The 26937-nt window shown below is 43.5% G+C and carries 23 protein-coding genes; 11 read left to right on the forward strand and 12 right to left on the reverse strand.

Annotated elements, in window-relative coordinates; all coding sequences use genetic code 11:
* Positions 1-58 precede the first annotated feature (58 nt).
* The 4 genes from sucC (at position 59) to pgl (ending at position 4036) form a co-directional block, all read left to right on the forward strand.
* A complete protein-coding gene (sucC, locus tag ZMOB_RS08535; RefSeq protein WP_011241256.1) occupies positions 59-1255 on the forward strand; it encodes an ADP-forming succinate--CoA ligase subunit beta in 1197 nt (398 codons plus the stop codon).
* 62 nt (positions 1256-1317) lie between these two features.
* Positions 1318-2067: an electron transfer flavoprotein subunit beta/FixA family protein gene (locus ZMOB_RS08540; protein ID WP_011241255.1), complete on the forward strand. Its 750-nt coding sequence runs from the start codon at positions 1318-1320 to the stop codon at positions 2065-2067.
* Entirely contained in the window at positions 2064-2996 is a 933-nt protein-coding gene (locus tag ZMOB_RS08545) for an electron transfer flavoprotein subunit alpha/FixB family protein (protein ID WP_014501180.1), read from the forward strand. Before ZMOB_RS08540 ends, ZMOB_RS08545 begins: the two co-directional genes overlap by 4 nt.
* 332 nt (positions 2997-3328) lie before the next feature.
* Positions 3329-4036 carry a 6-phosphogluconolactonase gene (gene pgl / locus ZMOB_RS08550; protein WP_014501181.1) on the forward strand — a complete coding sequence of 236 codons (708 nt, stop codon included), beginning with the start codon at positions 3329-3331 and terminating at the stop codon, positions 4034-4036.
* A 69-nt stretch (positions 4037-4105) separates the two neighbouring features.
* Here pgl and ZMOB_RS08555 read toward each other — a convergent pair whose 3' ends face one another.
* From ZMOB_RS08555 to ZMOB_RS08565, 3 genes are all read right to left on the reverse strand, one after another.
* Complete coding sequence (locus ZMOB_RS08555; RefSeq protein ID WP_014501182.1) at positions 4106-4318, reverse strand: hypothetical protein; 213 nt, start codon at positions 4316-4318, stop codon at positions 4106-4108.
* Between the two features lie 346 nt (positions 4319-4664).
* Complete coding sequence (locus ZMOB_RS08560) at positions 4665-7127, reverse strand: TonB-dependent receptor plug domain-containing protein (RefSeq protein ID WP_014501183.1); 2463 nt, start codon at positions 7125-7127, stop codon at positions 4665-4667.
* A gap of 493 nt (positions 7128-7620) precedes the next feature.
* Positions 7621-8307, reverse strand: coding sequence for a DUF6624 domain-containing protein (locus ZMOB_RS08565; RefSeq protein WP_014501184.1), 687 nt, complete (start codon positions 8305-8307; stop codon positions 7621-7623).
* 494 nt (positions 8308-8801) lie between these two features.
* Between ZMOB_RS08565 and typA the strand changes: the two genes are divergently transcribed.
* From typA to ZMOB_RS08590, 5 genes are all read left to right on the forward strand, one after another.
* Positions 8802-10619, forward strand: coding sequence for a translational GTPase TypA (typA, locus tag ZMOB_RS08570; protein WP_011241248.1), 1818 nt, complete (start codon positions 8802-8804; stop codon positions 10617-10619).
* A gap of 226 nt (positions 10620-10845) precedes the next feature.
* The gene (locus ZMOB_RS08575; RefSeq protein ID WP_011241247.1) at positions 10846-11742 is read left to right on the forward strand and encodes a transglycosylase SLT domain-containing protein; all 897 of its coding nucleotides are present in this window, start codon (positions 10846-10848) and stop codon (positions 11740-11742) included.
* 573 nt (positions 11743-12315) lie between these two features.
* On the forward strand, positions 12316-13125 hold the full coding sequence (locus tag ZMOB_RS08580) for an alpha/beta fold hydrolase (RefSeq protein WP_014501185.1): 810 nt from the start codon (positions 12316-12318) through the stop codon (positions 13123-13125).
* A gap of 203 nt (positions 13126-13328) precedes the next feature.
* Positions 13329-14657, forward strand: a complete 1329-nt coding sequence (locus tag ZMOB_RS08585; protein WP_014501186.1) for an SLC5/6 family protein — start codon at positions 13329-13331, stop codon at positions 14655-14657.
* A gap of 274 nt (positions 14658-14931) precedes the next feature.
* Positions 14932-15117, forward strand: coding sequence for a hypothetical protein (locus ZMOB_RS08590; RefSeq protein ID WP_237331429.1), 186 nt, complete (start codon positions 14932-14934; stop codon positions 15115-15117).
* 20 nt (positions 15118-15137) lie between these two features.
* On the opposite strand, the gene ZMOB_RS08595 is transcribed toward ZMOB_RS08590, so the two are convergent.
* From ZMOB_RS08595 to ZMOB_RS08610, 4 genes are all read right to left on the reverse strand, one after another.
* Complete coding sequence (locus ZMOB_RS08595; RefSeq protein WP_252507277.1) at positions 15138-16850, reverse strand: hypothetical protein; 1713 nt, start codon at positions 16848-16850, stop codon at positions 15138-15140.
* 100 nt (positions 16851-16950) lie between these two features.
* A complete protein-coding gene (locus ZMOB_RS08600; protein ID WP_014501188.1) occupies positions 16951-18225 on the reverse strand; it encodes an MFS transporter in 1275 nt (424 codons plus the stop codon).
* A 217-nt stretch (positions 18226-18442) separates the two neighbouring features.
* A complete protein-coding gene (locus ZMOB_RS08605) occupies positions 18443-19099 on the reverse strand; it encodes a LysE family translocator (RefSeq protein WP_014501189.1) in 657 nt (218 codons plus the stop codon).
* Between the two features lie 305 nt (positions 19100-19404).
* Positions 19405-20001, reverse strand: coding sequence for a recombinase family protein (locus tag ZMOB_RS08610; RefSeq protein ID WP_011241233.1), 597 nt, complete (start codon positions 19999-20001; stop codon positions 19405-19407).
* A 170-nt stretch (positions 20002-20171) separates the two neighbouring features.
* Between ZMOB_RS08610 and ZMOB_RS08615 the strand changes: the two genes are divergently transcribed.
* Together ZMOB_RS08615 and ZMOB_RS08620 are read left to right on the forward strand one after the other, a co-directional pair.
* Positions 20172-21401 carry an MFS transporter gene (locus tag ZMOB_RS08615; protein WP_014501190.1) on the forward strand — a complete coding sequence of 410 codons (1230 nt, stop codon included), beginning with the start codon at positions 20172-20174 and terminating at the stop codon, positions 21399-21401.
* 154 nt (positions 21402-21555) lie between these two features.
* The gene (locus ZMOB_RS08620; protein WP_252507278.1) at positions 21556-22653 is read left to right on the forward strand and encodes a purine-nucleoside phosphorylase; all 1098 of its coding nucleotides are present in this window, start codon (positions 21556-21558) and stop codon (positions 22651-22653) included.
* A gap of 13 nt (positions 22654-22666) precedes the next feature.
* On the opposite strand, the gene ZMOB_RS08625 is transcribed toward ZMOB_RS08620, so the two are convergent.
* The 5 genes from ZMOB_RS08625 to rfbB are packed head-to-tail and all read right to left on the reverse strand — an operon-like array spanning position 22667 to position 26914.
* Positions 22667-23476, reverse strand: coding sequence for an ABC transporter permease (locus ZMOB_RS08625; RefSeq protein ID WP_014501192.1), 810 nt, complete (start codon positions 23474-23476; stop codon positions 22667-22669).
* Positions 23477-23507: 31 nt separating this feature from the next.
* Positions 23508-24401 (reverse strand): dTDP-4-dehydrorhamnose reductase, encoded by an 894-nt coding sequence (gene rfbD / locus ZMOB_RS08630; RefSeq protein ID WP_014501193.1) that lies wholly within the window; start codon positions 24399-24401, stop codon positions 23508-23510.
* Positions 24402-24405: 4 nt separating this feature from the next.
* On the reverse strand, positions 24406-24957 hold the full coding sequence (gene rfbC / locus ZMOB_RS08635; protein WP_014501194.1) for a dTDP-4-dehydrorhamnose 3,5-epimerase: 552 nt from the start codon (positions 24955-24957) through the stop codon (positions 24406-24408).
* Between the two features lie 14 nt (positions 24958-24971).
* Entirely contained in the window at positions 24972-25862 is an 891-nt protein-coding gene (gene rfbA, locus ZMOB_RS08640) for a glucose-1-phosphate thymidylyltransferase RfbA (protein ID WP_014501195.1), read from the reverse strand.
* Complete coding sequence (gene rfbB / locus ZMOB_RS08645; RefSeq protein WP_014501196.1) at positions 25862-26914, reverse strand: dTDP-glucose 4,6-dehydratase; 1053 nt, start codon at positions 26912-26914, stop codon at positions 25862-25864. The genes rfbA and rfbB overlap by 1 nt, the downstream gene beginning before the upstream one ends.
* Positions 26915-26937 lie beyond the last annotated feature (23 nt).

The following is a 26937-nucleotide window of genomic DNA, read 5'->3' on the forward strand; positions in this document are numbered from 1 at the left end:
CGGCTGATTTTGTCACGACTATTCTATTGTCTTATCCAGTAAAAAAGGCCGGAATCAGGTGAATATATACGAATATCAGGCGATGGCTCTTTTGAATGAACGGGGTGTCTCGGTTGTCCCCGGTTATATGGCCGCCAATGTAGAAGAAGCCGTCAAAGCGGCAGAACAGCTTTCCTCTCCTCCTTATGTCATCAAATCCCAGATTCTAGCCGGTGGTCGCGGCAAGGGGTATTTCCGCGAATCTCCGAAAGAGGGCGGTGGCGTCCGTTTGGTCTCTGATATCGCCGCTGTCAAAAAACAGGCAGAATCAATGCTCGGTCGGCATTTGGTCACTGCCCAGACGGATGATCAGGGTATTCCGGTTGAAAAACTGTTGATTACCGAAGCTGTCTCTATTGCTCGCGAATTTTATCTTTCCCTGTTGGTTGATCGCCAGACGGGGCGGGTGACCTTTGTCGCTTCACCCGAAGGCGGTATGGATATCGAAACCGTTGCCAAAGAAAAACCGGAAGCTATTCACCGTATCGCTATTGATCCAGCAACAGGCTTCCAACCACATCATGGTCGGATGATTGGTTTTGCGCTGGGCTTGTCCGGTGATGTCTTCAAACAAGGCATCAAATTAGCCGCCAGCTTGTATAAAGCCTTTACGACTTCGGATATGAGTCTGCTTGAAATCAACCCCTTGGTCGAAACCAATGACGGTAAACTTTTACCCGTTGATGCCAAAATCAGCTTTGACGATAATGCGCTATTCCGCCACCCTGATATTGCGGCCTTAGGGGAAGCAGGTGCTTCTGATCCTTTGGAACAAGAAGCCCGTCAGGCCGGTTTATCCTATATCAAGCTGGATGGTAGCATCGGCTGCATGGTCAATGGTGCAGGGCTTGCTATGGGAACGATGGATATAATCCAGCTTCATGGCGAGATGCCTGCCAACTTCTTGGATGTCGGTGGCGGTGCCAGCAAAGAAAAGGTGGCTGCCGCTTTTCGGATTATTCTTTCTGACCCATCCGTCAAAGGTATTTTGGTCAATATCTTCGGTGGAATTATGCGTTGCGATATCCTCGCAGAAGGCATTATCGCCGCCGCTCGTGAACTGGATATAACAGTGCCTTTGGTCGTCCGGTTAGAAGGCAACAATGTTAACGAAGGTAAGGCCGCTCTTGTCTCTTCAGGATTGCCTATTATTACAGCCAGTGATCTCGGCGATGCCGCTCAAAAAATCGTAGCCGCTATCCGGCAGACTGCCTGATATTTCAGCTTTCGGTAACACTAACTCCAGCATGCTTCATAAATCGGCAAAGGGAGATTCTGATGAAAGTAATAGTGCCCGTTAAACGTGTGATTGATTATAATTTGAGACCAAGGGTGAAAACTGATGGCTCAGGAATCGATCTTTCCAATCTTAAAATGTCTCTCAACCCGTTTGATGAGATCGCGGTCGAAGAAGCCGTTCGGCTGAAAGAAAAAGGCATCGCCAAAGAAGTCGTTCTGGTTTCTATCGGCGTTTCCAAAGCACAGGATCAGTTGAAAACCGGTATGGCCATCGGGGCCGACCGCAGCATCTTGATCGAAACCGAAGAAAATGTTGAACCGCTTCACGTCGCCAAATTACTAAAAGCTGTTGTCGATCAGGAAAAACCAGATTTGGTTATTGCCGGTAAGCAGGCCATTGATGACGACTCCAATCAGACTGGGCAGATGTTGGCAGCGCTACTCGGCTGGCCACAGGGATGCTTTGCTTCCAAATTGACGATTGCCGATAATAAAATTGAAGTTACGCGCGAGATTGACGGCGGCCTTGAAACCATCAGCCTCAATCTTCCGGCAGTGGTTACTTCCGATTTGCGTTTGAACGAACCACGCTTTGTTTCACTTCCCAATATTATCAAAGCACGGAAAAAGCCGATTGAAATCAAAAAGCCGGAAGATTTCGGTATTGATATCACGCCCCGTTTAAAAACCCTAAAAGTCGAAGAGCCTCCTGTGCGTCAGGCGGGTGAAAAAGTGGAATCCGTAGAAGAATTCGCAGCGAAACTCAAAGAATGGGGAGTCGGAGCATGAGCGTTCTTGTCCTGATTGATTATAGCGGCGATGTCCTCGACGAAGGCAGCTTGTCAGCTATCACCGCCGCTTTTCAGATTGACAGCGAAGTCGATCTCTTGGTCGCTGGTGACAATATCCGTGTGGTTGCTGAAAAAGCTGCCAAGATTAAAGGCGTGCATAAAGTCCTGCTGGCTGATTCTCCAGTCTATGCTTCGTCTTTGGCTGAAAATATCGCACCTTTGGTCGTGAAATTGGCCGATTCCTATCAGGCGATCGTCGCCTCTGCCAATTCCAACGGTAAAAATATTGCTCCTCGCGTCGCGGCGTTATTGGATAGCCAACAAATATCGGAAATCATCACGGTCGTTTCCTCTGATACTTTCCGCCGTCCGATTTATGCGGGTAATGCCATTGCGACAGTGCAATCGGCTGACAGCAAAAAAGTTATTACGGTTCGGGCAACGGCTTTTGAAAAGGCCGAAGCTGAAGGTGGCGATGCTCCTATTGAAGCTGTCGATGCTACGGAAGATAGCGGTCTTTCCCGCTTTATTTCAGTAGATCTACAGCAATCCGGTCGCGCTGATCTCAGCACAGCACCTCTTGTTGTGTCTGGCGGTCGCGCTTTGGGTTCGCCTGAAAAATTCCACGAATTGATCGAAGGTTTTGCTGACCGTGTCCATGCGGCAGTAGGGGCTTCTCGCGCTGCGGTCGATTCCGAATATGCCCCCAATGATTGTCAGGTCGGACAGACTGGTAAAATCGTGGCACCGGAAGTCTATATCGCCGTCGGTATCTCTGGCGCTATCCAGCATCTCGCTGGCATGAAAGATTCCCGCAAGATTGCGGCTATCAATATCGACCCCGAAGCCCCGATTTTCCAGATTGCCGATATTGGTCTGGTCGGTGATCTTTTCGAAGTCATGCCAGCCTTGATCGAAAAATTCTAAATCCTTTTTCCCTGTCGCAAGACAAGGCTATTCAATAAACGAAATCCGGATGACAAGACAAAGGCTTGTTGTCCGGATTTTTTATATCAACTGGCTTCACGCCTCTCTTTTTTCAAAGAGATAATCTTGGTCAATTTGTTATCTTCGCTTCCCATCCTCGCCGTTACGGTTCTAATAAAGTTCGATATTCTCAATAGTCTGGCAATGAGTCGTCAAAATAGTTTGAAACTGTTCTAAGACGACGCCGTTCTGTAAGTGAGATAGATAAACCTGCTCAAAAGGCAGAAATGCCGATAGTCCTTAATGTCTGGCAGGTATCAATGGAGAAGAAGATGACCGAAGCCGAATGGTGGGAATTTGAAAATGTCGAAGCTATGGCAAAACAGATTGCCGACGACATCGAATTTATTATCAAGCAAGCCATTGAGAAAAAAGGCCGTGCTTTAATCATCGTTCCGGGTGGTTCTACACCGAAACTGGTTTTCCCGACGCTCGCGGCCCGTGACCTCGATTGGTCAAAAGTAACGCTGATGCTGACCGATGACCGTCTGGTTGCCAAAGATAATCCGTTAAGCAATTTTGGCCTTCTGACCAAACATTTCGGCAATAGCGGTGCTGAACTGGTCTCCTTGATTGATGAAAATTATCTGGATGACCGCGCTGCCGCTGGCCGTGCCGCAGACCAGAAACTGGCTTCTTATAAATGGCCTGCCGATCTCGTTTGGTTGGGTATGGGGAATGATGGCCATACCGCTTCTATTTTCCCAGGACCTAATTTCGACGAAGCTGTTAACGGGCCCCGTGAACGCCGCGCTCTTGGCCTTCTTCCGGTTCCGTTACCGCCAGAAGCACCGGTTGCCCGCGTAACCCTTAGCTTGTCCACGCTGGCTTCTGCTCATACTGTTATGGTGGTTATCACTGGCGATCATAAACGCACGGTTCTGACCGATGCTTTGAAAGAAGGCGCTTCCAGCCGTCTTCCGGTTGGCCGCGTTCTCGGTGAAACCGAAGCCTCCATCGATGTGTACTGGAGCAAATAAGCAAGCTCTGCTTTTTTGTTTTAATAACCCTATTAAAAAACCCGTATCCATTCTTGGATGCGGGTTTTTTTACTGCCGATGTTCTGGCGGCAAATCACCATCAAAGGCAATTCGGCGCAAACATTCCCGATAAAGGATTTTCATTTTTTCGTCTTTGGGTGATTTAGGTGCCAGATAACGGCATTCTAAAAATTTTTGCTCTCTTTGAGAGGTTCCTTCTGTCGGCAAGGCGGTATTTATAACAACGGGAGCCTCTATTCCCGATTTATGCCGGACAGACATATGGCTTGATGGCGCCGATATAACCAAGAGTAAACAAAGAGCTACTGCCGTTAAAGAGGAAAGTAACACGGCAGCCAGACAGATTACGCTATTAGCAGATAAACGAAACAAGGGTATTCCATTTCAAAAAAGCTATCGTGAAAGCATATCATATTCTATTCGTTAGTAAAAATAGATAAAAACAATGCTGAATAAAGCTGTGAGTGAAGCACTCTTTTATCCAAAGGCTATCTTTATAAAGCCTTAATTGAAAAATCCGCTGCTATAAAAATAGGGAGAAAAGAATACCTTTCCTCCCTATTTCTCAAAATCTGTCCTATCCTTGATAGGCTTCAATCATAGTTAATTATAAAGAAACATCGACTTTAAAATAATAGAAGCCCCCATTCATGCCCAATTGGGACGTGCTCATATTATATTGTGGCACGCCCAAATAGCGATGTGCGACAGGCACACGGCTAGGACGGGCATTGAACAGATTGTTGGCACCTATCGTCAAAGCCAGCTTCGGATTTACTCGATAAGTAATATCGAGGTTGGTCACAAATTTAGGCTGGTTCAGGAATTTGAAGAAATCATAGGCCGATGCCACCGATGTATTGGCTACCCCTTTGTAATAAGCCAATTGAGACGTGGTCTTTCCCCAGCGGATTTCATGTAAACCGACAATCCATTTTTTGTCACCGCTAGTGAACTGACCGCCCCAGATAATCTTACTACGCGGATAAGCCGTGGTGATATAAGCAATACTCTGCGCCGTCAGAAGGTCATTTCCTTGGGCATCTGTGCTTTGATGGGTCAAGATGGTGCGATTGACATTCGCCGCGACGCTCCAATCAATCCGTCCGATATCGCCCAGATAGGTCGGATAGGTAGCCGTAATATCAATACCACGGGTGCGGGTGCTAGCGACATTGGCAAACCAATGGGTCGATAGCGAAGCCGTTGCCCAACTCGAGGCATCAGATGGCAAGGTAAAACCGTTCATCGCCAAGGCGGTTAAAGCCTGATCACCATAGACATTACCCCCCGGCAAAATCTGATCACGCAGCTTAATCTGATAAAGATCAGCTGTAATGACCAATCTTTTGATCGGTTCAAAGGTTACACCCGCTGTAATATTGGTTGACCGCTCCGGTTTTAGTTTCTGAGCGCCATTCGCCAAAGCCCCGGGCGAGCTAGCGCTGATAATACCGTGGGCAGCCGTTGGAGATAAGGTAACCGCGCTATAATATTCCTGCGCCAAAGTTGGAGCATGAAAGGCATTGGACAAGGTTGCTCGGAATCCCAACCATTTGAAAGGATCATAGCGCAGCGCCACCTTTCCGGTTTTGGTATCCCCGACATCAGAATAATGCTCGTAACGGCCAGCAACATCAATTTGTAACTGTTTGACGAGATGGGTCGCTACATCAAAATATCCACCAAAGACATTCCGGCTAAATTTGCCCGCATTGGCAGCCGCCGTGCCGGGGAGGGCATCTGACCCGCTTCCATAGGTTGAATCTGCTGATCCCGCACCAATGGTATAGCTCTCATAACGATGCGTTGCCCCACCAGCGACATTGATTTCGTGAGGCCAACCATCAATGTGGAAAGCCTTGCTGAAATCAATGGCATTACTCCATTGCTGATTATTAAACCGCTGAACACCTTTAAAGGTAGTCGGTGTTCTGCCTGTATCCCGTGACAATTGCAGATTGGCAGAATCTTTAAGACCGATATTATCATAGTCACGGCCATAAACACTGGAAACATCCCAGTTCCAGCCTTTGATTTTACCCTTTAAGCCGGCCATGATTTCCCAATCATTTTCATTGATGGTCTCAATAGGCGAGTAACCATTGGGATAAATAGCCGCATAACCGGGGTAATTGGTTAATGAACTCGGCAGACGATAATTTTGATAAGCACCGGCAGAACGATGGGCATAAGTGGCTAAACCATAGGCCTCGATATTATCAGTGATTTCATAGCCACCTTTAATCGCAAAGCTTTCTCGGGTCTGTTCTGGCTGTCCTAGTAATTTGTTGTCTTTAGTGCCGGTTCTCAAATCAGCTGCACTGCGATAGGTATGGTTTTGGCGCAGGAAATCACCACTGACATGAAGATAGCCGCGAGACCCCAATTTGGTGCCACCATCGAGATACACACCCTGCTGGAAACCGTCTTTAGCAGCAGTAATACCGGTCAAAGTCTGGGCATGGAAGCCGTGATCCTGTTTTTTCAGGATAATATTAACAACCCCTGCAACAGCATCAGAGCCATATTGCGCCGAAGCCCCGTCACGTAACACTTCGATATGGTCGATTGCTGCCATCGGAATCATGTCAATATCGACAGGCGTGGATCCCTGCTGTGGACCCGGATTGGCATAGATATTGGCAGTTGTATGGCGACGTTTTCCATCGACCAAGACAAGGGTTTCGTTCGGGCTAAGCCCTCTTAAACTTAAGGAATCTGTTAACGCACCGCTATCATATCCACCGTTTGGTACGGTCAAAGAAGGTAATAGCTGTGTCAGAGCATCACGCAAACTGGGCATACCTGTCTGGGCAAGCTGTTTTGCGGAAATAATATCAATGGGGGAAATACTTTCGCGGGCTTTTTTACCGGTTTCGCGGGTTCCGGTGACAATAATCGCATCCCCTGCATTCCCAGCAACATTCGAAGGATTCTCAGCTATATTATCAAGTGCCGGCTTGGCGGCTGTCTCCGACGTTTCACTTGCAAAAGCGATCGTCGGATATTGTAAAAAGGTTGAGGAAAGGCAAACAAAAAAGCCACCCTTGAGGAATACTCGCTTCATAACACGCCCCCCATAATTTGTTAGTCTTGCATCTGACCTTTTTGTGAGATGATTTTAAAGAAAAGATTTGTTTTCAGAGCTAAAGGAAACATTTTTCTCGTAATATTATTGTGAAAGAGAAGGATATTTTATAAAAAATTTATTCAAATGTCTAGTGATGTAATTTTAATTTTGCATATATTGTGTCTTTTTTAATACAAAATACCAAAATGTAAAAATATAACGCATCTATCTTGTTTAATTAGACGTGGGGAAAAATAGCTATGCCACTTTCGCGAGAAAGAATATGGCCTGTTGTTGCTATGTATTTTTCGCTTAGTTATTGAATAGTAACGTTTTTATGTAAAAATTCTCTTCCCTTTGTGGACATCAAAACACTATTTCAAAGGCTTCATTTTGTTTTGAATGTATAAAAAAACCGAAATAATCTGAATTTTTTCTTCAAGGTCACTTTGGCCTTGGGGTGCTTTGAACACCCTTTAAGGCCAGAGAACTATTCGGCTTTAGACATTGGGCAGATAGCCTGTCGTAAAGGCGCAAGACCTCGACTAGCACGGCGGGCATCCAACTGGTCTTTATCAATCACAGGATACAGGGAGCCATCCGGCTTTACTCTTGTTCCATAGATTTGGGGCTTACCGTCTTTTGCCAAAAGCTGATCTTCGAGAATAGCGAGATAATCACCGGGAAAATCTTGTCGTGCAAAAAGACGCCGCATCATATCCAAGGCATTTCTTTGAAAAGCAAAATCACGAGACCGTTGAATTAAAGAAAACTCAGCCGCGACCCCCTGACCACCAATTTGAGATACCGAAAAAAGCCCTTCTTTTTCGATCATTTTTTTAAAATCTCGAGTGTTTTTGCGGTCTGTTTCTTCGACTTCTTTCCAGTCGATCGGCTGACCTTTTGTAAAATGGTTCCGAACCGCCTGTTCATGCTCACTCATCGCAATCAGGATTTTTGCCTGCTTTTTAAATGAATCCGCTGCTTTGACATCCTGAAAATGCCGACTGTTTAATTCTGCGCCGGGGAAGGAAAGGTCACAACTCTCGGCTACAGATTCTATTGGCTTCGTAAAAGGCTGCTCTGCCAGAGCGATAACCGAAAAAGATGAAAATATCAGAAAAATGATTTTCTTTTGAAAAGCAGACAGCCCAACAGGCATCTTATCATTCGTCATAGGGCGATGACCTGATAAATATGAAAAAGCGTTCAATGCCTTTTTAATCATTGTCCAATGTATCTCTTTTTATTTTGGTAAAGAATCATGTTTTTTGAAGAAAAATTATATTTACCAAAGCATAGTCTACTTTTATTTCTAAGGTAAATTTATACATAAATTATTTTCTTCAAAAGAAGAAATGATATCTATAAAAATGTTGAAATATTTTTCAAAATTTTTTTTATAAAAAGAAAATTTCTATTATAGAAAATGCCAATATTTTATTTTATTCCCATTATTCTTTCATTACTATTATCGGACATCATACTTGTTGAATGAGGCTTTTTCAGCTATGGAAGCCTTCATTCGTCAGAGAATTAATGCGGTTCACGTGTTAATTCTGGTTATGGTATCGAATCTTTTTATAGTCCCCCTCATGCCTTTTCACAGGATAACAGGTCGGAAAAAAGATAAAAGATAGATACTAATCTTTCTAAATGGACAGGAAACACATGAGCCTGCGCAACGTGGCCATCATCGCGCATGTCGATCACGGCAAAACGACGCTTGTCGATCAGTTATTTCGTCAATCAGGTACTTTCCGTGAAAATCAGCGGATCGATGAAAGAGCAATGGACTCCGGCGATCTTGAAAAAGAACGCGGTATTACCATTCTCGCCAAATGCACCTCGATTGAATGGAACGGCAAACGTATCAATATCGTCGATACGCCCGGCCATGCTGACTTTGGCGGTGAAGTAGAACGTATTCTTTCTATGGTTGACGGTGTTATTCTGCTGGTAGATGCCGCAGAAGGCCCTATGCCACAGACCAAATTCGTGACCAGCAAAGCCTTGGCACTCGGTCTGAAACCCATCGTGGTCGTCAATAAAATTGATCGTCCCGATGCGCGTGCAGCCGAAGTCCTGGACGAAGTTTTCGACCTCTTCGTGACCTTAGGTGCCAGCGATGAACAGCTGGACTTCCCGGTTCTTTATGCTTCCGGTCGTAATGGTTACGCGGGTGAAAGCGAAGAAGTTCGTGAAGGCACCTTGGCACCGTTGTTTGAAAAGATTGTCAGTCACGTCAATGCCCCGAAAGTTGACGCGGATGCACCGTTCCGTTTTCTGGTAACGCTGCTTGATCGCGACAATTTCGTCGGTCGTATTCTGACGGGTCGTATTGATGCCGGTAAGCTTTCTTTGAATCAACCTATCCATGCTATTGATATGGACGGTAATATTCTTGAAACTGGCCGTGCTTCAAAAATTATGGCTTTCCGTGGTCTGGAACGTGTTCCGGTTGAAGAAGCCTCTGCCGGTGACATTATCAGCCTTGCTGGTCTTACGGTCGCAACGGTTGCCAATACGATTGCTGACCCATCCGTCAAAGAACCGATCGCTGCTCAGCCGATTGATCCGCCTACCTTGTCCATGCGTTTCTCTGTGAACGATTCTCCTTTGGCGGGTAAAGAAGGCACCAAGGTCACCAGCCGGATGATCCGTGACCGTCTGATGGTCGAAGCTGAATCCAATGTGGCTATCCGCGTCACTGAATCCGACGAAAAAGACAGCTTTGAAGTCGCCGGTCGTGGTGAATTGCAGCTGGGTGTTTTGATCGAAACGATGCGCCGCGAAGGTTTTGAACTTTCCATCAGCCGTCCGCGCGTGCTGTTCACCGAAGGTGAAAATGGCCGCGAAGAACCGTATGAAACGGTCGTTATCGATGTTGATGACGAATTTTCCGGCACGGTCGTCGAAAAAATGTCACTGCGTAAAGCTGAACTGGTCGACATGCGTCCTTCAGGTGGCGGCAAAACCCGTATCACTTTCTCGGCTCCGTCACGGGGTTTGATCGGTTATCATGGTGAATTCTTGTCCGATACCCGTGGTACCGGTATTATGAACCGCCTGTTTGAGAAATATGGCCCCTATAAAGGCCCGATCTCTGGCCGTCAGAATGGTGTGCTGATTTCTCTTGGTACCGGCGCTTCTGTTGCTTTCGCCCTTGGTTCTCTCGAAGAACGCGGCGTTCTGTTCATTGGTGCTGGCGAAACCGTTTACGAAGGCATGATCATTGGTGAAAATGCTCGTGAAGGTGACTTAGAAGTCAACCCGCTCCGTGCAAAACAGCTTACCAATATGCGTTCTTCCGGTAAGGATGATGCCATTCGTTTGACGCCACCGCGCGCTATGACGCTGGAACAGGCTATCGCTTATATCGCTGATGATGAACTGGTCGAAGTGACGCCCAAATCTGTTCGTCTGCGTAAACGTTGGCTCGATCCGAATGAACGCAAGCGTCATGCTCGTGCCAGTAAAAACCTCTAGCTGATTTTCGATCTGTCAAATTTAGGACTGTCAAAAAAATAACAGCCCCTTTGATAGCTCGCGTCAGAGTTTTATGAAAAAGCGCCTTCTGTTCAGGAAGGCGCTTTTTTCTTTTAAGATATTGTTGTTTTTTGCCATATAAAAAGCATGGCATCATTCTTGCTTTATCCTGATCGACTGCCCTTATCATAACAGTCTGGACAGAATAACAGGGGGACTATCCAGCGTGACAACCAATTTTGTTTCGCTTTCAAAAAAAATTGAAGGTCGCATGGAATCTATCCGCATGGCCATTGACCAAGCAGCACAGGATTCCGGTGTTGATTTCTCTTATCTTATGGCACAAGCCCGTTGCGAAAGCGGTCTTAATCCTCATGCCAAAGCGCAAGGGTCAACAGCGGCTGGTCTGTTCCAATTCCTCAATCAAAGCTGGCTTGGTGTTCTAAAACAGCATGGCGATGAATATGGCTATGGCTGGGCGGCTGATGCAATTAGCCGAGAAGGAGGACGTTGGGTTGTCCATAATCAGGAATTAAAATCCCGTATTTTTGAACTTCGGGAAGAACCTGCGGCGGCAGCAGCGATGGCGGGGGCTTTTGCTGCTGACAATGCCCAAAAACTAAAACAATGTCTGGGTCGTCCGGCCAGTCGGGGTGAATTATATTTTGCCCATTTTCTCGGGGCAGCAGGTGCCAGCCGTTTCCTGACAAAAAGAGCCGCTGATGGGAATGCTTGCGCTGCACTTCATTTCCCCAAAGAAGCTAAAGCCAATCGGGCAGTATTCTATACTCATGAAGGGAAGGGACGTAGCTTTGATGAGGTTTATCATATGCTGGCTTCACGTCTTGACCGGAATGCCAATGATGCCGATAGCGAATGGCTGAAAAAAGGTAATCTTCACTACGCTGCCCATTATAAGGTCATCCCCGACCGCTTTGAATCTCCACAAAATAACGCCCGTCTTATTTCTCTGGCGATGCAGGGTGTCGATGGTATGACGGCTGCTGCGATGCTAAGCCACCGTCCTAATACTCATAGCGCTACCAATGCTGATGCCCATAAATATTCTAATGATGCCAGAATGGCCTATGCTCTGATTTCTTCCTCATTGAGCAATATCTAACCCTAAAATTCTAAATCTGACCATATTTAGACCAAAAACCAGTCGGGAAAAGATATGCACTCATCTCTTTCCCGATCATCATCTGAAAGAAAATAAAGAATATTCCAATAGGATATTCTAACGGGTTTTACCGTTTTTACTCTTGGTTATCGGCTATGCCATTTTGCGCAAGCATTTTGAATGCTGTCTATTTGCGGTATTTTTTATATATTATTTTTATAATATGGCTGTTTCTATTTGTTTTTAAACAACCATAATAAATAAATATATTTCTTCATTAAAAAATATTTATACACAATAATATTATTATTTGTTTTTCTATATATGAATCAATAAAACCTATAATGAATATTTATATGCCATAGAATAATAGCATTTATAATAAGAAATTATATTCAATGATAAGAAAGATTTTATTCTATCTACTCTCCATTGACTCTGAAACAATACGACACAAATAGGCCTTGCTGTTGGTGCGCTCTCCTCGACACAACAATAGTGATCCGTATCAGTATACTAGATTGACTACTGATTTTTGAAGCAAGCTGAACAGCACTCACAGGAGTGAAGCAAATGGCCAAAACTATTCCGATGCGTTGGCAAACTCTGGCTGATACCCCAAAAATGGTTGATGCCCTAAAGGGACAACATGCTGAAATCAATGGCTGTTCCCTCTACTATGCCATGGGTGGCACAGGTGAGGAAACTGTCATCCTACTGCATGGGGGTATGGCAAATTCAGATTATTGGGGTATTCAAGCCGCTTTTCTGATGCAATATTATCGTGTCATTGTTGTTGATAGTCGCGCGCATGGTCGCAGTTCTACGGGCGATAAACCGCTAAGTTACAACCAGATGACCCATGACATCGCCAGCCTTATGGATCATCTTGGCATTGCCAAAGCCAGCATTGTCGGCTGGAGCGATGGCGGCATACAAAGCATTATGCTTGCCGCTTTATTTCCCGAAAAAATCACCCGCATTTTTGCTTATGGCGCGCATATGTCTCTTGCAGGCTTAAACCAGAATTTTGGGGGTAATAAAGTCGTCAGTAGCTTCCTCGAACGCGCTGAAGAAGAATATCACCGCCTTTCACCAACACCGGATAATTTCGATCAATTTTACGAAAATGTGCAACAACTCTGGAAATGGAAGCATGATTCTGCCTTCACGATAGATCAACTTTCTTCCATCCGTTGTCCGGCGTGGATTGTTGATGGTGATCGGGATGAGATGATTAACAGGTCACATCTTGAATATCTGTTCCAACATATTCCGGACAGCTCTTTTATGCTGTTACCTGATACAACTCATTTTGCCTTTATTCAGGCACCCAATCTATTTAATGCCGCCCTTCAAGATTTTATGTCCGTTTCAGGATGATATAATCATTTTCCAAGCCACACATAAAAGCAGGTGCCTCAAAACACCTGCTTTTTTACGTCTACCACTCGCTACTATCAAAAAATATTCCGGTTGATCGCTAAAAGATAAACTTTAATACGGCAAAATATTTACAAGCTATTTTCCTATATCAAAATTATTAAAAAATTACGTTCTTGATATATAAAATTTTAGAGAGGGTTATGTCGAATAAACGAGACCGGACAGAGTCAAATCATTCGCAAGATACGTCCGATAATGCAGCCTCTCAATTGACCAAAGAAGAATGGCGCGCTGCCATACGCTTCGACAGCACAGATATCGGCTGGATTGTTATGAGTATCGGCATGGCAATCGGGGCAGGGATCGTCTTCCTCCCAGTTCAAGTCGGCTTGATGGGCATTTGGGTTTTCCTGCTTTCTGCCGTTGTCGGTTATCCCGGCATGTATATGTTTCAGCGGTTATTTATAAATACGCTGGCATCGGCTACCGTCAGTCAAACTTATCCAGATATGATTTCTAGCTATTTAGGGCGCAAATGGGGGCTTTTTCTGGGTGCGCTTTATTTCGTCATGCTAACCATCTGGATGTTCATCTACGCTACTGCCATCACACGGGATAGCGCCTCTTACCTACAGAGTTTTGGTGTTACCCATAAACTCCTGTCCCAAACTTCATGGTATCCGCTTGTTCTCATGATTATTCTGGTGGCACTGGCTTCGCGTGGCGAACGGATGCTGTTTAAATTATCGGGATTAATGGTTCTGACCAAGCTGCTTATCGTGGCTGCCTTGGGAATATTTATGATTCCACAATGGAATTTTGCTAACCTTGGTTCGGTTCCACCAACGGGCAGCTTGATTTCAAAAGCTATTATCACATTACCTTTTACGCTGACTTCTATTCTGTTTATTCAGACTTTAAGCCCGATGGTTATTTCTTATAGAGCCCGTGAAAAATCGCCCGAAGTTGCCCGTCATAAAGCCTTGCGGGCAATGAATATTGCTTTTGCCATTTTGTTTATAACGGTTTTCTTCTACGCGATATCTTTCACACTTGCGATGAGCCATGAAAGCGCGGTTTCCGCCTATCAACAGAATATTTCGGCTCTCGCCATCATGGCACAAATATTCCCAGCCAGTTCAGTTGGCCTGATTGGTGTTGTTCTGAATATATTTGCAGTGATGACAGCCTTTTTCGGGGTCTATCTTGGCTTTCGTGAAGCCTGCGTCGGAATTTTTACAACGATATGGTCACGCTGGGTGCCTTCTGAAAAATTGCAAGGGCACTGGCTTCAATATGGTGTAATGATTTTTGCCGTTTTACTGGCATGGGGTGCTGTTATCGTTAACTTGCCGGTGTTGTCTTTCACGACATTTTGCAGTCCGATTTTCGGGATCATCGGATGCCTTATTCCCGTTTGGCTCGTCATGAAGCGGCCAGCCCTGTCAAAATATCGTGGAGCAGGTCTTATCTTCATCGCGATCATTGGTATTCTTTTATGCCTGTCACCTTTTGTGACATGGCTATAGATTGATCATCGACAATCCAACCTATCTATCTTGTATAGGTATGTTTTTAAGATAAATGCTTCCAATTGATATAGGAGGGAATGATTTATCCATTTCCTCCTTATTTTTTACAAAAAAACACCATAATGCACTGATTTCGCAACATTTATTTTGAAAATAAAATTTATATTTTTGAATCCTTGATTCATTCATTATTTAATTATATTTTACAAAAAATTACATATCATAAGACGTGTATATGATTTCTCGGCGTAATTTTTGCATCAGATTGGGCGTGATTAGTCTTTTCGCGCTTATGCCGTTTTTTACCCATCAAGATATGCGTTCTGCGTTACCCAAAGCGCCCAATAAACAACATCTATTAGAAATCCAGAAGCAAGCCAATTTAGGCAATATCAAAGCCAAAAAAATTATCAGCGCTCTATCCGAAGGCCGTCAAGACGGTCTAGAGAATGAATAGCTCTGAAGGCTAGCTTTGGTTTACTGGAAAGGAAAATAACGGAAGGTAACATAGAGGGTGTTACCGGATGTTGTTGGACGAACGGCATTAGCGCCAGAGAAAGCAAATTTCTTGATATAGGTATATTGTAGCCCACCCATGACGCTACCGTAAGAGCCATGAAGCATATGCCACCAGCCTCCCAAGGTAAAAGACGCTAACGTATGGGTCTGGGCATTACAGACACCAAATTCGACATTACAGCCGCTTAAATCCTGATCGTCTATGCCATATCCATATTGGGAACCATCGGCACCCATATAACGGCGACGACCAGCCGTCTCGACCCCGCCATAGCTATATAACAGAATGGACGGCGTTGGATGTCCAATTAAACCCATTGCTCCAATAATTTCGGGGACAGGGGATAGTAACCCCCGACTATTAAAACTTGTATCTGGCAACATCGTTGGGCCATATCGCCCGATACCTTCTCCAGCCAAAATATTACCGGTAAGCTGTAATTTATCTGCTATTAACGGGACAGTCATGCCCGCACCGATACCGCCCCCGAAATGGGTGTGTTTTTCACTAGTCGTCGCCCCAACGGGGACAGACAAAGAGCGAAACCAACGAGCAAGTCCAAAGATTTCATAATGCCCGAACCGCGTATCAGCCGCCGTCTTTAACACAATATCCGGTGCCGGATTATAGGTGTAAACCGTATTGCTGTTCAGCAAGACACCACCGGAATTTTCATAAAATATTTTAGGACCCATTGTCTCGCCATAGGCCGCCGGTAAACGCCCACCAGAAGGCACGGACGAAGAAAAGGCAACGGTTGCTTGGGGATCTTCCAAAGAAAGGCCTACCCAATATTTTTTATTCCAGTCTTTTTCAAAACGGATTTGGGGCACACGGGTAAAGCTGATACCCGGTATCTGGTTGTTATCGGTTACAGGGGGTAATTGTTCCTGTCTCGGTAATAGGCCTTTGCTATAATTCGTGACCAAACTCCATGCTTGCCCCATTAAAACATGGAAACCCCACTCATTTTGAGTGAAGGTGAAATAGCCTTGGCGCAAACGCGGGGTGTAACCACTAATCTGGATGCTATTGGTCGTATTGGCCGCGCCTCCAAAATCACTTTCCAGATAGGCCTGTAATTGAATGGATTTTGTCGGATCGGCCTCTAACAAAACCGAACTGCGGGTCAATTGAGACGACAGTCGTTCTTCATCTAACCCATGATTGGGACTATTCGCATAAGGGAAATTGTTCCATGCGGTGGCAGGGCCACTGGTCATATTCGAGCTACGCCAAATATTCGATAGCTCGACGAAGCCTCCTAACTTAACAGACACATTCCCAATACTGAAAACCGGCGGCAACCTGTCAACAGCCGTCTGGGTGATAGCTGCAGGGCTAGATGATTTTAAATCAATAGAGGAATGAGGGGGGCTATTTTGACTACTGGCTTTGATGGGCGCGGTATTCGGGGGCGGTAAAGACATCCAATGCGGGGCAGGGGACAGCGATTTCGCACCGCTATCAGAAGAACTAGAGGGGGGCAGCTGACGCTCAGTATTGGTTTGAATAACGGCCGATTTTTCCTTCTCTTTTCTTTGTTCGATCGCATCCACTTTTTCCATAAGCTGACGGATTTGTAGTTTGATCGCGGCTAACTCTTGGTCGTCCTTTTCATCAGCCAAAGCTGGTTGATGAAAAGCGCCGATCAAAAGAAGCGCAATCATACTACCAAGGCCGGTTCTACTGGATTTTAACCGGCCTTTTAATAATCGAAATGTTTCTTGAAAAAACACGAAAACCTACATCCCAAATATGTGATGAAGTTTATTTCTGACTATGTTTCCAGCCAGTTTCCCGCAAAAAGAAACTGAGAAAAATAGCCAACGCGATTCCCACGATCAGGGGCATAAAGCCACGATGGAAATCCGCGAGAGTCAGGTTTTGGTTATGCGAGCCGATCAAACCGGTAATCACAGGGGACATCAAACTGCTGGTAAGAAAAACCAGAAAGTTCATAATACCGGCGGCGGTGCCTTTAACTTCTGGCGGATTGACCTCTTTCATGACGGAAAAAGGTAACATTGCTGCACCGGAAGCAATGCCCATCAAAAGGGGCGGCATATAGGCGGGCAAGATCGCTGTTGGCAAATAAAGCAAGCTTATATAACTTAAAAGTAACAAGCTGCTTCCGCCGATTAACACCGGACGACGATGGCCTATTTTATCAGAAATATAACCAATCAGGGGGCAGCCGATAACCCATCCCAATGGCACCATTGAAACCAAGGTGGCGGCTTCTGCAATGCTGATATGCTCTCCTTTAGAAAAGAAAGAGGCTCCCCAAGCTAAAATCCCGATTGTTGTTGGAGCAAACAGCAATCCCCCGATCACACCGGCCAGCCAGCTTTGCGGATTAGAAAAGATAAGCCGGAATGGCTGGATAAGACTTGAGAAATCCAGCTTCTGACGCTGTTCCTCTTCTTCGTCTTTTTTGCCATGAGGCATAACAATAAAAGTCGATACCGTTAAAATCGCGCCAATAATCGCAAAAGCTATCCAGATTTTTTGCCACTGGACATGGAAAGCACCCGCTGGATCAAGAAAAATAGAAACCAATTTTGAACCAAAGGCTGCACCTGCCATCCCCAGACATTCAGTAAAGCCGACAAAAATAGCCAACATTCTCTGAGGTAAATATCGGGCAGCGATATAGGATGCCCCCAAAAAAGCGAAAATGGAGCCGACTGCCTGCAAGGTGAAACCCGTAATAGCCAGCCATTCATAGCCACGGGCAAAAAATAGGCTACCTATTGTCACAAGGGCGATGCCAGCAGGAATAGTTTTATGCGCGCCATAACGATCGAGAAGAAAACCGGCAATCAGTGCCATGCCTGCATAGGCAACATAATAAAGCGGCACCATAATACCTAAAGGATTATGCCCCCAATTTTCAGTCAAAATCCCTTGCATAATGCCGGGGGTCGCTCGGATCGCATATTGATAGAAATAGAAAACCGCACATAAAAGCCAGGCAAGAACGTAAACAGGATTCAAGGCTTGTTCGCTTTTTTGTGCATTTAAGTCGGTATGGCTTGACACGGATAAATGCCTTTTTGTGTTTTTTTGAAATACTAAGTTACAATTCAGAAAAAGTAAAAAATTTTCTTTATAAAAATTGGAAATATAAGATGATTGCTCCGATCGATTTGTGAGTCTTGATTGAATAAAAAAAAGACCAGCCAACGTTATTGGTTGGCTGGTTAAACAGATTATAATAATTTTTGGAAAAAATAATAAATATTTTAATAATTAAATTTTAAATTAAAACAAGTTTTGCCGCAAAAAATAGAAAAAATATTCCCGTAATCATATCCAAAATTCGGATAATTTTAGGATTGGCAAAAAACCTTCCTAAAGAAAGCGCCATTCCCGCCACAATCGAATACCAAAAAAGGGTCGTAACCATTTGAGTAACGACCAAGGCAAAGGAATAGGTAACCGCATTTTGCCCGACAGGAATAAAATGAGGAAAGGCGGTCATATCAAAAACCCCGACCAAGGGGTTTAAAAGCGTTGTTAATGACCCACGCCGAAAACCAGCATTGAAGGAATCCGATGTTTTGATATCAGATTCAGATTGTTCTTCAGATAACTGCTCGGCTTCTTTTTTTGAAAAACCCTTAACCGATTGCCAAATCAGCCTCAGACTTAGATAGAGCAAATAAAGCGCGCCTGCCCATTGTATTACCGTAAAGGCTGTTTTCGAGGCAGAAATAATAGCGCTGACACCGAAAATAGTGCCAAAGCCCCATAGACCAACCCCCGTGACAATACCCGCCACAGCCCCAATAGCCGCACGATGCCCAACGCTTAGACTTAACCTGATAATCAAGGCCGTTTCAGTGCCGGGCGTTAAAAGGATTAACCCCCATGCCGCTCCAAAGGCTAATATAGGCATAAGAAAAGATAGCATGGTTGATATCGTCGCCCCCTTTTAGATCATTTTATTTTTTAAGGCTGACGGAATAGAACATTATTGCGGTCAATGAATAGCAACATCTTCTGAATCAGATATTACTTTTTCTATAAGAAAGATCGTTTTTTCTGAATCTTATCGCACGAATAATGACGAAAATAGAGGGTGCCAAATCGCAAAAATGAACATTCTTGTTATCAATAATTCTGTCATTTGGCTTCCATTGAAATCAGATAGCCCCCATAGACATGAAGCTTTTTTACGTTTCATCCCTATGGGATATGCCTTGTCTTTATCGTAGATTAAGGCTCTTTTACCTTCTGGAATGAAGCCAACCATCCATTGCGTTTCAAGGTGTCAATGAGGGTTGAGCGAGGTATCTTAAAGCTCCGGCAAACAGAAGCCTTGCTGGCACCGCTTTCAAGGGCGATTTTAATCTGTTCTAACTGTTCCTTGTCGATCGTTGGTGGCCGACCACCACGCCGTCCCCGTTTTCTTGCCGCCTCTAACCCCGCCATAATGCGTTCACGGGTCAAAGCGCGTTCATATTGCGCCAAAGCACCAAATAACGAAAACAGCAATTCACCATGGGGTGTATTCGTATTCATCTGTTCAGTCAGGGAATGAAAGGCAATATCACGCGCTTTTAAATCTGTGATGATCGATAATAAATGAGGCAGAGATCGCCCTAAGCGATCCAGTTTCCAGACTATCAATTCATCGCCCGATTTCAAATATTCAAGGCATTTTTTTAAACCAGGGCGATCATCTTTTGCGCCCGAAGCCTTATCAAAGAACAGATTCCGCTCATCAACGCCCGCCGCAATCAAAGCATCTCGTTGTAGATCAACAGATTGGCGATCATCTGCTGATGACACGCGCATATAGCCAATGAGCATAAATCAAGAACCCCATGAAATTTGATATAGGGATATCATTAACCAATCCGACTTTGTTTATCATGCAAATAATAGCCACTTTCAGAATATCGCTAAAAAACAACGCTCAAAATATTGAAATTTTGATTTCCAATAACCGCCATCATTTCTGTTGCCTTTTAAGGCAATAAGTGTTTGAGGAGCTGCCAACAGAACGGCAGATCAAATGCCGTTTTATAGGGAGTGACGTTGCGTTGCCTATTGCGCTTTTAGCCTTGGCCATCGGTGCTTTTGGTTTGGGGACGACCGAGACCATCGTGATGGGCATTTTGCCCGAGCTTTCCGATAATCTGCATGTCTCTATCGCGAAAGCAGGCCTCCTCGTTTCGGGATATGCCATTGGCGTGACAATCGCATCGCCTCTTATGGCCATTATAACCAATCGCTATTCGCGGCGGCAAACGTTGCTGCTGATGATGGCCATTTTTGTTGTCGGTAATATCTGTAGTGCTCTGGCTCCGAATTATAACCTGCTGATGGCTAGTCGGTTTTTGACATCGCTCTCGCATGGGACTTTCTATGGCGCCGCTTCGATTGTCGCTTGTCAGCTTGTCCCTCCCCAGAAGAGAGCCGAGGCGCTTTCTATCGTTTATATCGGGCTGACTTTAGCGATGGTGCTAGGGGTTCCGCTTGGTACATTGGTAGCGCAATTTACGTCTTGGCGGGTTTCTTTCTGGTTGATTGGTGGCGTTGGTAGCTTGGCATGGATCAGCATCTGGTATTTAATCCCACATGATAACCAGACCAATACAAGCATTCGTCTTTATGACCAATTCCGCTCTCTAACGCATCCGATGGTCATTCTGATGATGCTGGTGTCGATGTGTACCTCTGCCGGTATGTTCGGGCTTTTTACTTATATCACGCCTTTTCTAGAAATCAGGACTGGGCTTTCGGCACATGCTACCGATTGGGTTTTGTTATTGATTGGCGCGGGTCTTTGCTTGGGTAATCTTTTGGGCGGACGCTTGGCTGACTGGAAAATGCTGCCTTCCTGCGGTGGCCTTTTAGCGATGACGATTATCATCCAACTATTATTGATTTCGGGAAGCCTCCATGTCTGGAGTTGCATATTGTTGCTTTTCTTCTGGGGTGTTTTTATCTACGCCCCGATGGCTCCGCTACAATCTTATGTTGTAACATGTGCAGAATCTGCCCCCAATATTGCTGCCGCTGTTAATCAAAGCTCTTTTAATCTGGGCAATGCCATAGGATCTTGGTCGGGTAGCTTGTTGGTTGGAACTTTACCTTCAACCTATGAAAAATTGCCGATTTTAGCATCCGCTTTTCTGGCTGCTGGCGTTCTCTTGGTCTGTCTTTCCGGCTATCTCCAGTCACAAAAAATCAAAGAAAAGCTTTGACTTCGATATCGCTCTCTCTATTCCAAAATTTTATTGAGGTAATTTTATATCTTTGTTGATACGAAAAGAGAGAAATTTTCGTATCAATATTTTAACATTGAATAATGCATTAGGTTATCAGTCTGTATAGCCACAATTATGATGAAAGCTGACAATGAAGACAAAAATAGTAAAGCTTTTGACTTTGGGGACATCATTAGGAATGGCGGCTATGGGACTTATTGCGCCTGCCATAGCAAAGACTGATACCGCTAAAATTGAACCCAAAGTCATCATTGTGGCTGGCTGGGAAAATGGGGCTGATACGGGTGACAAACCCGGCGAATATCAATTCTGGGTCGAACGGATGCATCTTGATGAGAAATTACCCATCGAAGGCATATCCACACAAGTTCTAAGAAGAAATAGCGATGGCGTTTATGCTCTCGTTTTGAAAGATGGCGCGACTGATCTCACTGCCTTAGCTTTGGACAAACATTTCGATCTCAAGCACAGCTATTGGATTTTTACAGGTATCTCCGGCGTAAATCCCAATCTTGCCTCTGTTGGGAGTGTCGCATGGTCACGATGGGTCGTTGACGGGGACGCACTTCGTGAAATTGATGATCGGGACATCCCAAAAGATTGGCCATATGGATTATATGCTATTGGCGCGGATAGACCTGATAGCCTTCCAGTGGATCCTAATCATTACGGATCGGTCACAGATGTCGCCCAATTAACCAAAGCCTATCCTCTTAACCGAGGATTAGAACAATGGGCTTACACAATCAGCCGAAATGTTCCCTTAAAAGATGATCCCGTGATTGCCCGCCAACGGCAAAAATGGACAGATTACCCTTATGCTCAAAAAGCGCCGATGATTTTGGAAGGCGAAACACTTGGCGCGCATCGCTATTGGCATGGTGAAAGACGCAATCAATGGGCAGAAAACTGGGTTAAATTATGGACGAAAGGGCAGGGACGTTTCGTCATGACCAATGAAGAAAGCCAGATCAACCAGCGTGAAATGCGCGTTTTAGCCCAATTAGGTTATATTGATCCCGACCGTATTCTTGTGCTTCGTTCGGGCAGTAATTTCAGTATGCCACCCAAAGGAGTCGCTATTACAGACTCCATGGGTGACGAAGAATCCGGCCAAGTGATCGCCTTTGACAATAACGAAAGAGCCGGAGAACCCGTTGTCAAAGAATTGGTCAAAAATTGGAATAAATATTTCACCCAACTTCCTGATAGTAGATTTCAATTTTAAAATAATAATTGTTCTAGTTAATGGAAATGTGTTTTCGAACAATCCTTAAAGATAAAAGTCCAATCAAAGTTAGCACACTACAGGATAGAGAAAGATACCCGAAGTGAAAATAATGACCGCTTGCTGACTCAAATTGACCATATCTAACCATCTCTGTGCATTCAGCTAGCGGAACCCATTCTAGCCATGTACGATAAGGATTGGGTATCCATTCAAGCATAAAAAAAATGGCAGATATAGGTAAACAAAAATATGTCATGGGATGAATTAAACGTTCAACAGTTGCATTTTCATAGGTAATTGCACATACTATAATAGAGGTAGCTAGGGATAGCCAAGTCATATAAACTTGACCAAGCAAGAGATAAATAGGTCTTACTGGGAGAGTCCCTAATCCGATGCAATAAGACAAAAATAGCAGAATAATAACGCTGCACATAATACCGGCAGCCTCTAAGATAACACGAGCAAATAACATATCAAATAAACTAACCATTCTATGGTAAAGTAAGGGTGCATTCGCTTCAACTGTACCCGCTGATCTATTTACAATGTTTCTAAAGATAATAAATGTACCGTATCCAACAATTGCAAAAGGAATAGGCCTAATATCTGTCATTGAAAATGCGGTTTCTTTCGAACCAGCATGGAGTATACCAATTCCTGTTGCAAACAGCATTGGCTCAAGAATTATCCAGAGATAACCAATATTTTCCCGACCATAGCGAGTATGTAATTCCCTTAAGATAAGAGCGCCTATAACCCGGAATTGAACTTTTAAACCGCAGAAGAAATGTGTAATTTTATTACCATCAAATTCCATGTTTTTTTCCAAAAAATGAATATATTAGTGGCTAATTTTTATTAAAAATCTCTGAAATAGTTTTTTTAATACTGCTTCTCCAATAAGGTAATCTTATTCCAAATATATCTTTAAATTTTTTACAATCGAGACAAGAGTTTTTGGGGCGCTTAGCTAATGTAGGCCAATCTGAAGTAAAAATAGGTGTTAATTTTGGTAATAATAATCCATAATTTTTAGACTCTTCTAATATAATTTTAGCAAATTCATACCATGAAGCAGATCCTGTGCCACTAACATTATAGATTCCCTGACATTTCTTCGGGCTTTTATAAAAAATTTGAGGGATGATGTGAATAATAGCATTTGCCAAGTCGTCAGAATTGGTTGGATTACCATATTGATCAGCTACAACTTTTAGAGAAGATTGTTTTTTTGAAGCATTAATAATTTTACAAACAAAATTTTCTCCACAGGATGAGTAAACCCAAGAAGTTCGAAGAATGATACTGTTAGGATTTTCAGATAGAACAGCCAATTCACCTGCTGCCTTACTCCGTCCATAGACTGTTTGCGGTTTAATTGGATCTGTCTCGATGTAAGGGCTGCCTTTTTTACCGTCATAGACGTAATCTGTTGAAATATGGATTAGAGGAATCTGTATGTTATTACATACGTGAGCTAGCTCTTTGGCTCCTAAGTAGTTGATTTGCATTGCTGCTTTTTTTTGTTTTTCCGCAAGATCTACTGCAGTCCATGCTGCTGTATTTATAATTATACGCGGTTTATGTCTTTTTATAATTTCCAAGATAGAATCTAAATAATTAAAGTCTAAAATAGGTCGACCTATACAAGTAATACTTTCTTTACCTAATTTAGATAAAGAAGTAGCCAGCTGACCATTCCTACCAATTACAAGGATACTATTTTCAAAATTACTGATCATTATGTCAAAACCACTTTTTAGTTTCGTCAAATGACGGAGCGGTTTTATCTTTCTCTGATAATAGGATCTCAGCATGATTAATTGGCCAAGGTATATTTAATCGATGACAATTCCAAATTACAGCTCGCTCTGAAGCTTTATTATAAAAGCTAGTACATTTATATTGCACTTCTGTATTTTCAGTAAGTGTTACAAAGCCATGAAGAAAACCAGGTGGAATCCAAATCTGAGACCAATTCTCTTCAGAAATTTCAGCAGCGACCCACTTCCCATAAGTTGGTGATCCAAAACGCGCATCAACTGCAACATCCCAGATCGCGCCTTTGGGACAACGGACTAATTTACCTTGTATATAGGGAGATATCTGACAGTGAAGACCTCTAACTACGCCCTTATTTCGTGATAAGCTTTGATTATCTTGAACAAAAGGGGTATCAATTCCCATTTTCTTCATAGAATTTTCATTATATGTCTCTGAAAAAAAACCTCTACTATCAATATATTTAGGAGGTGCTATCACAATAACTTCAGGAATAGATAATCTTTTAAATTGCATTTAATTTACCTTTTTTAATTTTTCTTAGTCAAATCGAATAACATTCTACTTAGATTGGTTTTTTTCATTTGATCTATAAGTTTTAGAAGCTCGTCTGTGTCAATATATCCCATATGGAATGCTACTTCTTCTGGGGATCCTACTAACATACCTTGCCGAGATTGAATGGTTTGAACAAAATTACTTGCCTGCATCAAGCTGTCAGGTGTGCCAGCATCAAGCCATGCGCATCCTTTTCCTAGTTGATCTACCTGCAGCATACCTTCTTCAAGGTATATCTTGTTAAGATCTGTAATCTCTAACTCACCTCGATCACTTGGTCTTACTTTTTTTGCAAATTCGACGACATTGTTATCATAAAAATATAACCCAGTAACGGCCCAATTTGATTGAGGATACTCAGGTTTCTCTACTAGATCTATCGCTTTCCCTTTATTATCAAAGGAAATGACGCCATAACGCTCAGGGTCACGGACTTGGTATGCAAAAATGGTTGCGCCATGCTGCCGTTTCGCTGCTTTTTGTAATAAATCACCTATGTGATCTGTAAAAATAAGATTATCTCCAAGTGCTAAAGCACAAGGTGCTCCATTTAGCCAATCTTCTCCGATAATAAAGGCTTGAGCCAGTCCATCAGGAGATGGTTGTGCTCGATATTCGAAATGAACACCAAATTGGGAACCATCACCTAATAAACGCTGGAATTGATCCATATCGTGCGGTGTCGTGATAATCATAATATCACGGATTCCCGCTAACATTAACGTCGAAAGAGGATAATATATCATCGGTTTGTCGTAGACTGGCAGTAGCTGTTTACAAGTCGCAAATGTGATAGGATGTAGACGTGATCCCGTTCCTCCAGCTAGAATAATACCCTTCATTGGGTTTTTATTATCGGACATTAATTTGTTTCTCCTAAGCGTTGATCTGCGCATCTCTGATCTAGAATCTTCTGCCACCACATTCGGTTATCTAAATACCATTGAATTGTTTTCCTGATGCCTGCTTCAAAATTATGTTTAGCCTTCCAACCTAATTTTTGTTCTGCATAGGTAGGATCAATTTCATAACGAAAGTCATGACCAGGTCTATCTGCAACATAACGGATTAGTTGTCTTCGTGCCCCTTCAGGGGTAGGCTGTATTTCATCTAATATATCGCAAATAGCTTCTACGACTTGGAGGTTCGTTCGTGGTTGACGTGCGCCAATTGTATAAGTATCACCGGGCTCACCATATTCTATGGCTTTTACTAACGCCTCTGCATGATCTTCTACAAATAGCCAATCTCTAATATTTGTCCCGTCACCATAAACCGGAAGCTCTTTCCCATGGATCGCATTAAGCGTTATAAGTGGAATTAATTTTTCTGGAAAATGCCATGGACCATAGTTATTAGCTGTATTTGTAATAAACGTGGGTAACCCATAAGTATCCCGCCACGCGCGGACTAGATGATCTGACGATGCTTTTGACGCAGAATAGGGGCTGCGAGGATTATAAGGGCTTTGTCTCGTGAATGGTTTGTCATTTATGTCTAGATGACCAAAAACTTCATCCGTTGAAATATGATGAAATTTAAATATTTTTTTTGATTTATTTAATTTTTCCCAATATTTTCGAGAACACTCTAATAAGTTATATGTTCCCAAGATATTGGTTTCTATGAATTTTTCTGGTTTTTCTATCGATCTATCAACATGACTTTCCGCAGCTAAATGCATTACTGCATCGGGATGATATTTTTCAAAAATTTTATCTAATTCTAATGTATTATTAATATTAATATTTTCATGTCGATAGCGATCACATGTAGATACCTGAGTTACAGCCTCTTTTGATGCTGCATATGTCATACAATCTACGTTAATAACGCTATGTTCAGTGTATTTAATTAAATATCTAATAACGGCTGATCCAATAAAACCACACCCGCCTGTTAACAAAATAACCATGTTTTATTGCCTTTTTTGAATTT

Source organism: Zymomonas mobilis subsp. mobilis ATCC 10988 (assembly GCF_000175255.2).
In the GTDB taxonomy this organism is placed as follows: domain Bacteria; phylum Pseudomonadota; class Alphaproteobacteria; order Sphingomonadales; family Sphingomonadaceae; genus Zymomonas; species Zymomonas mobilis.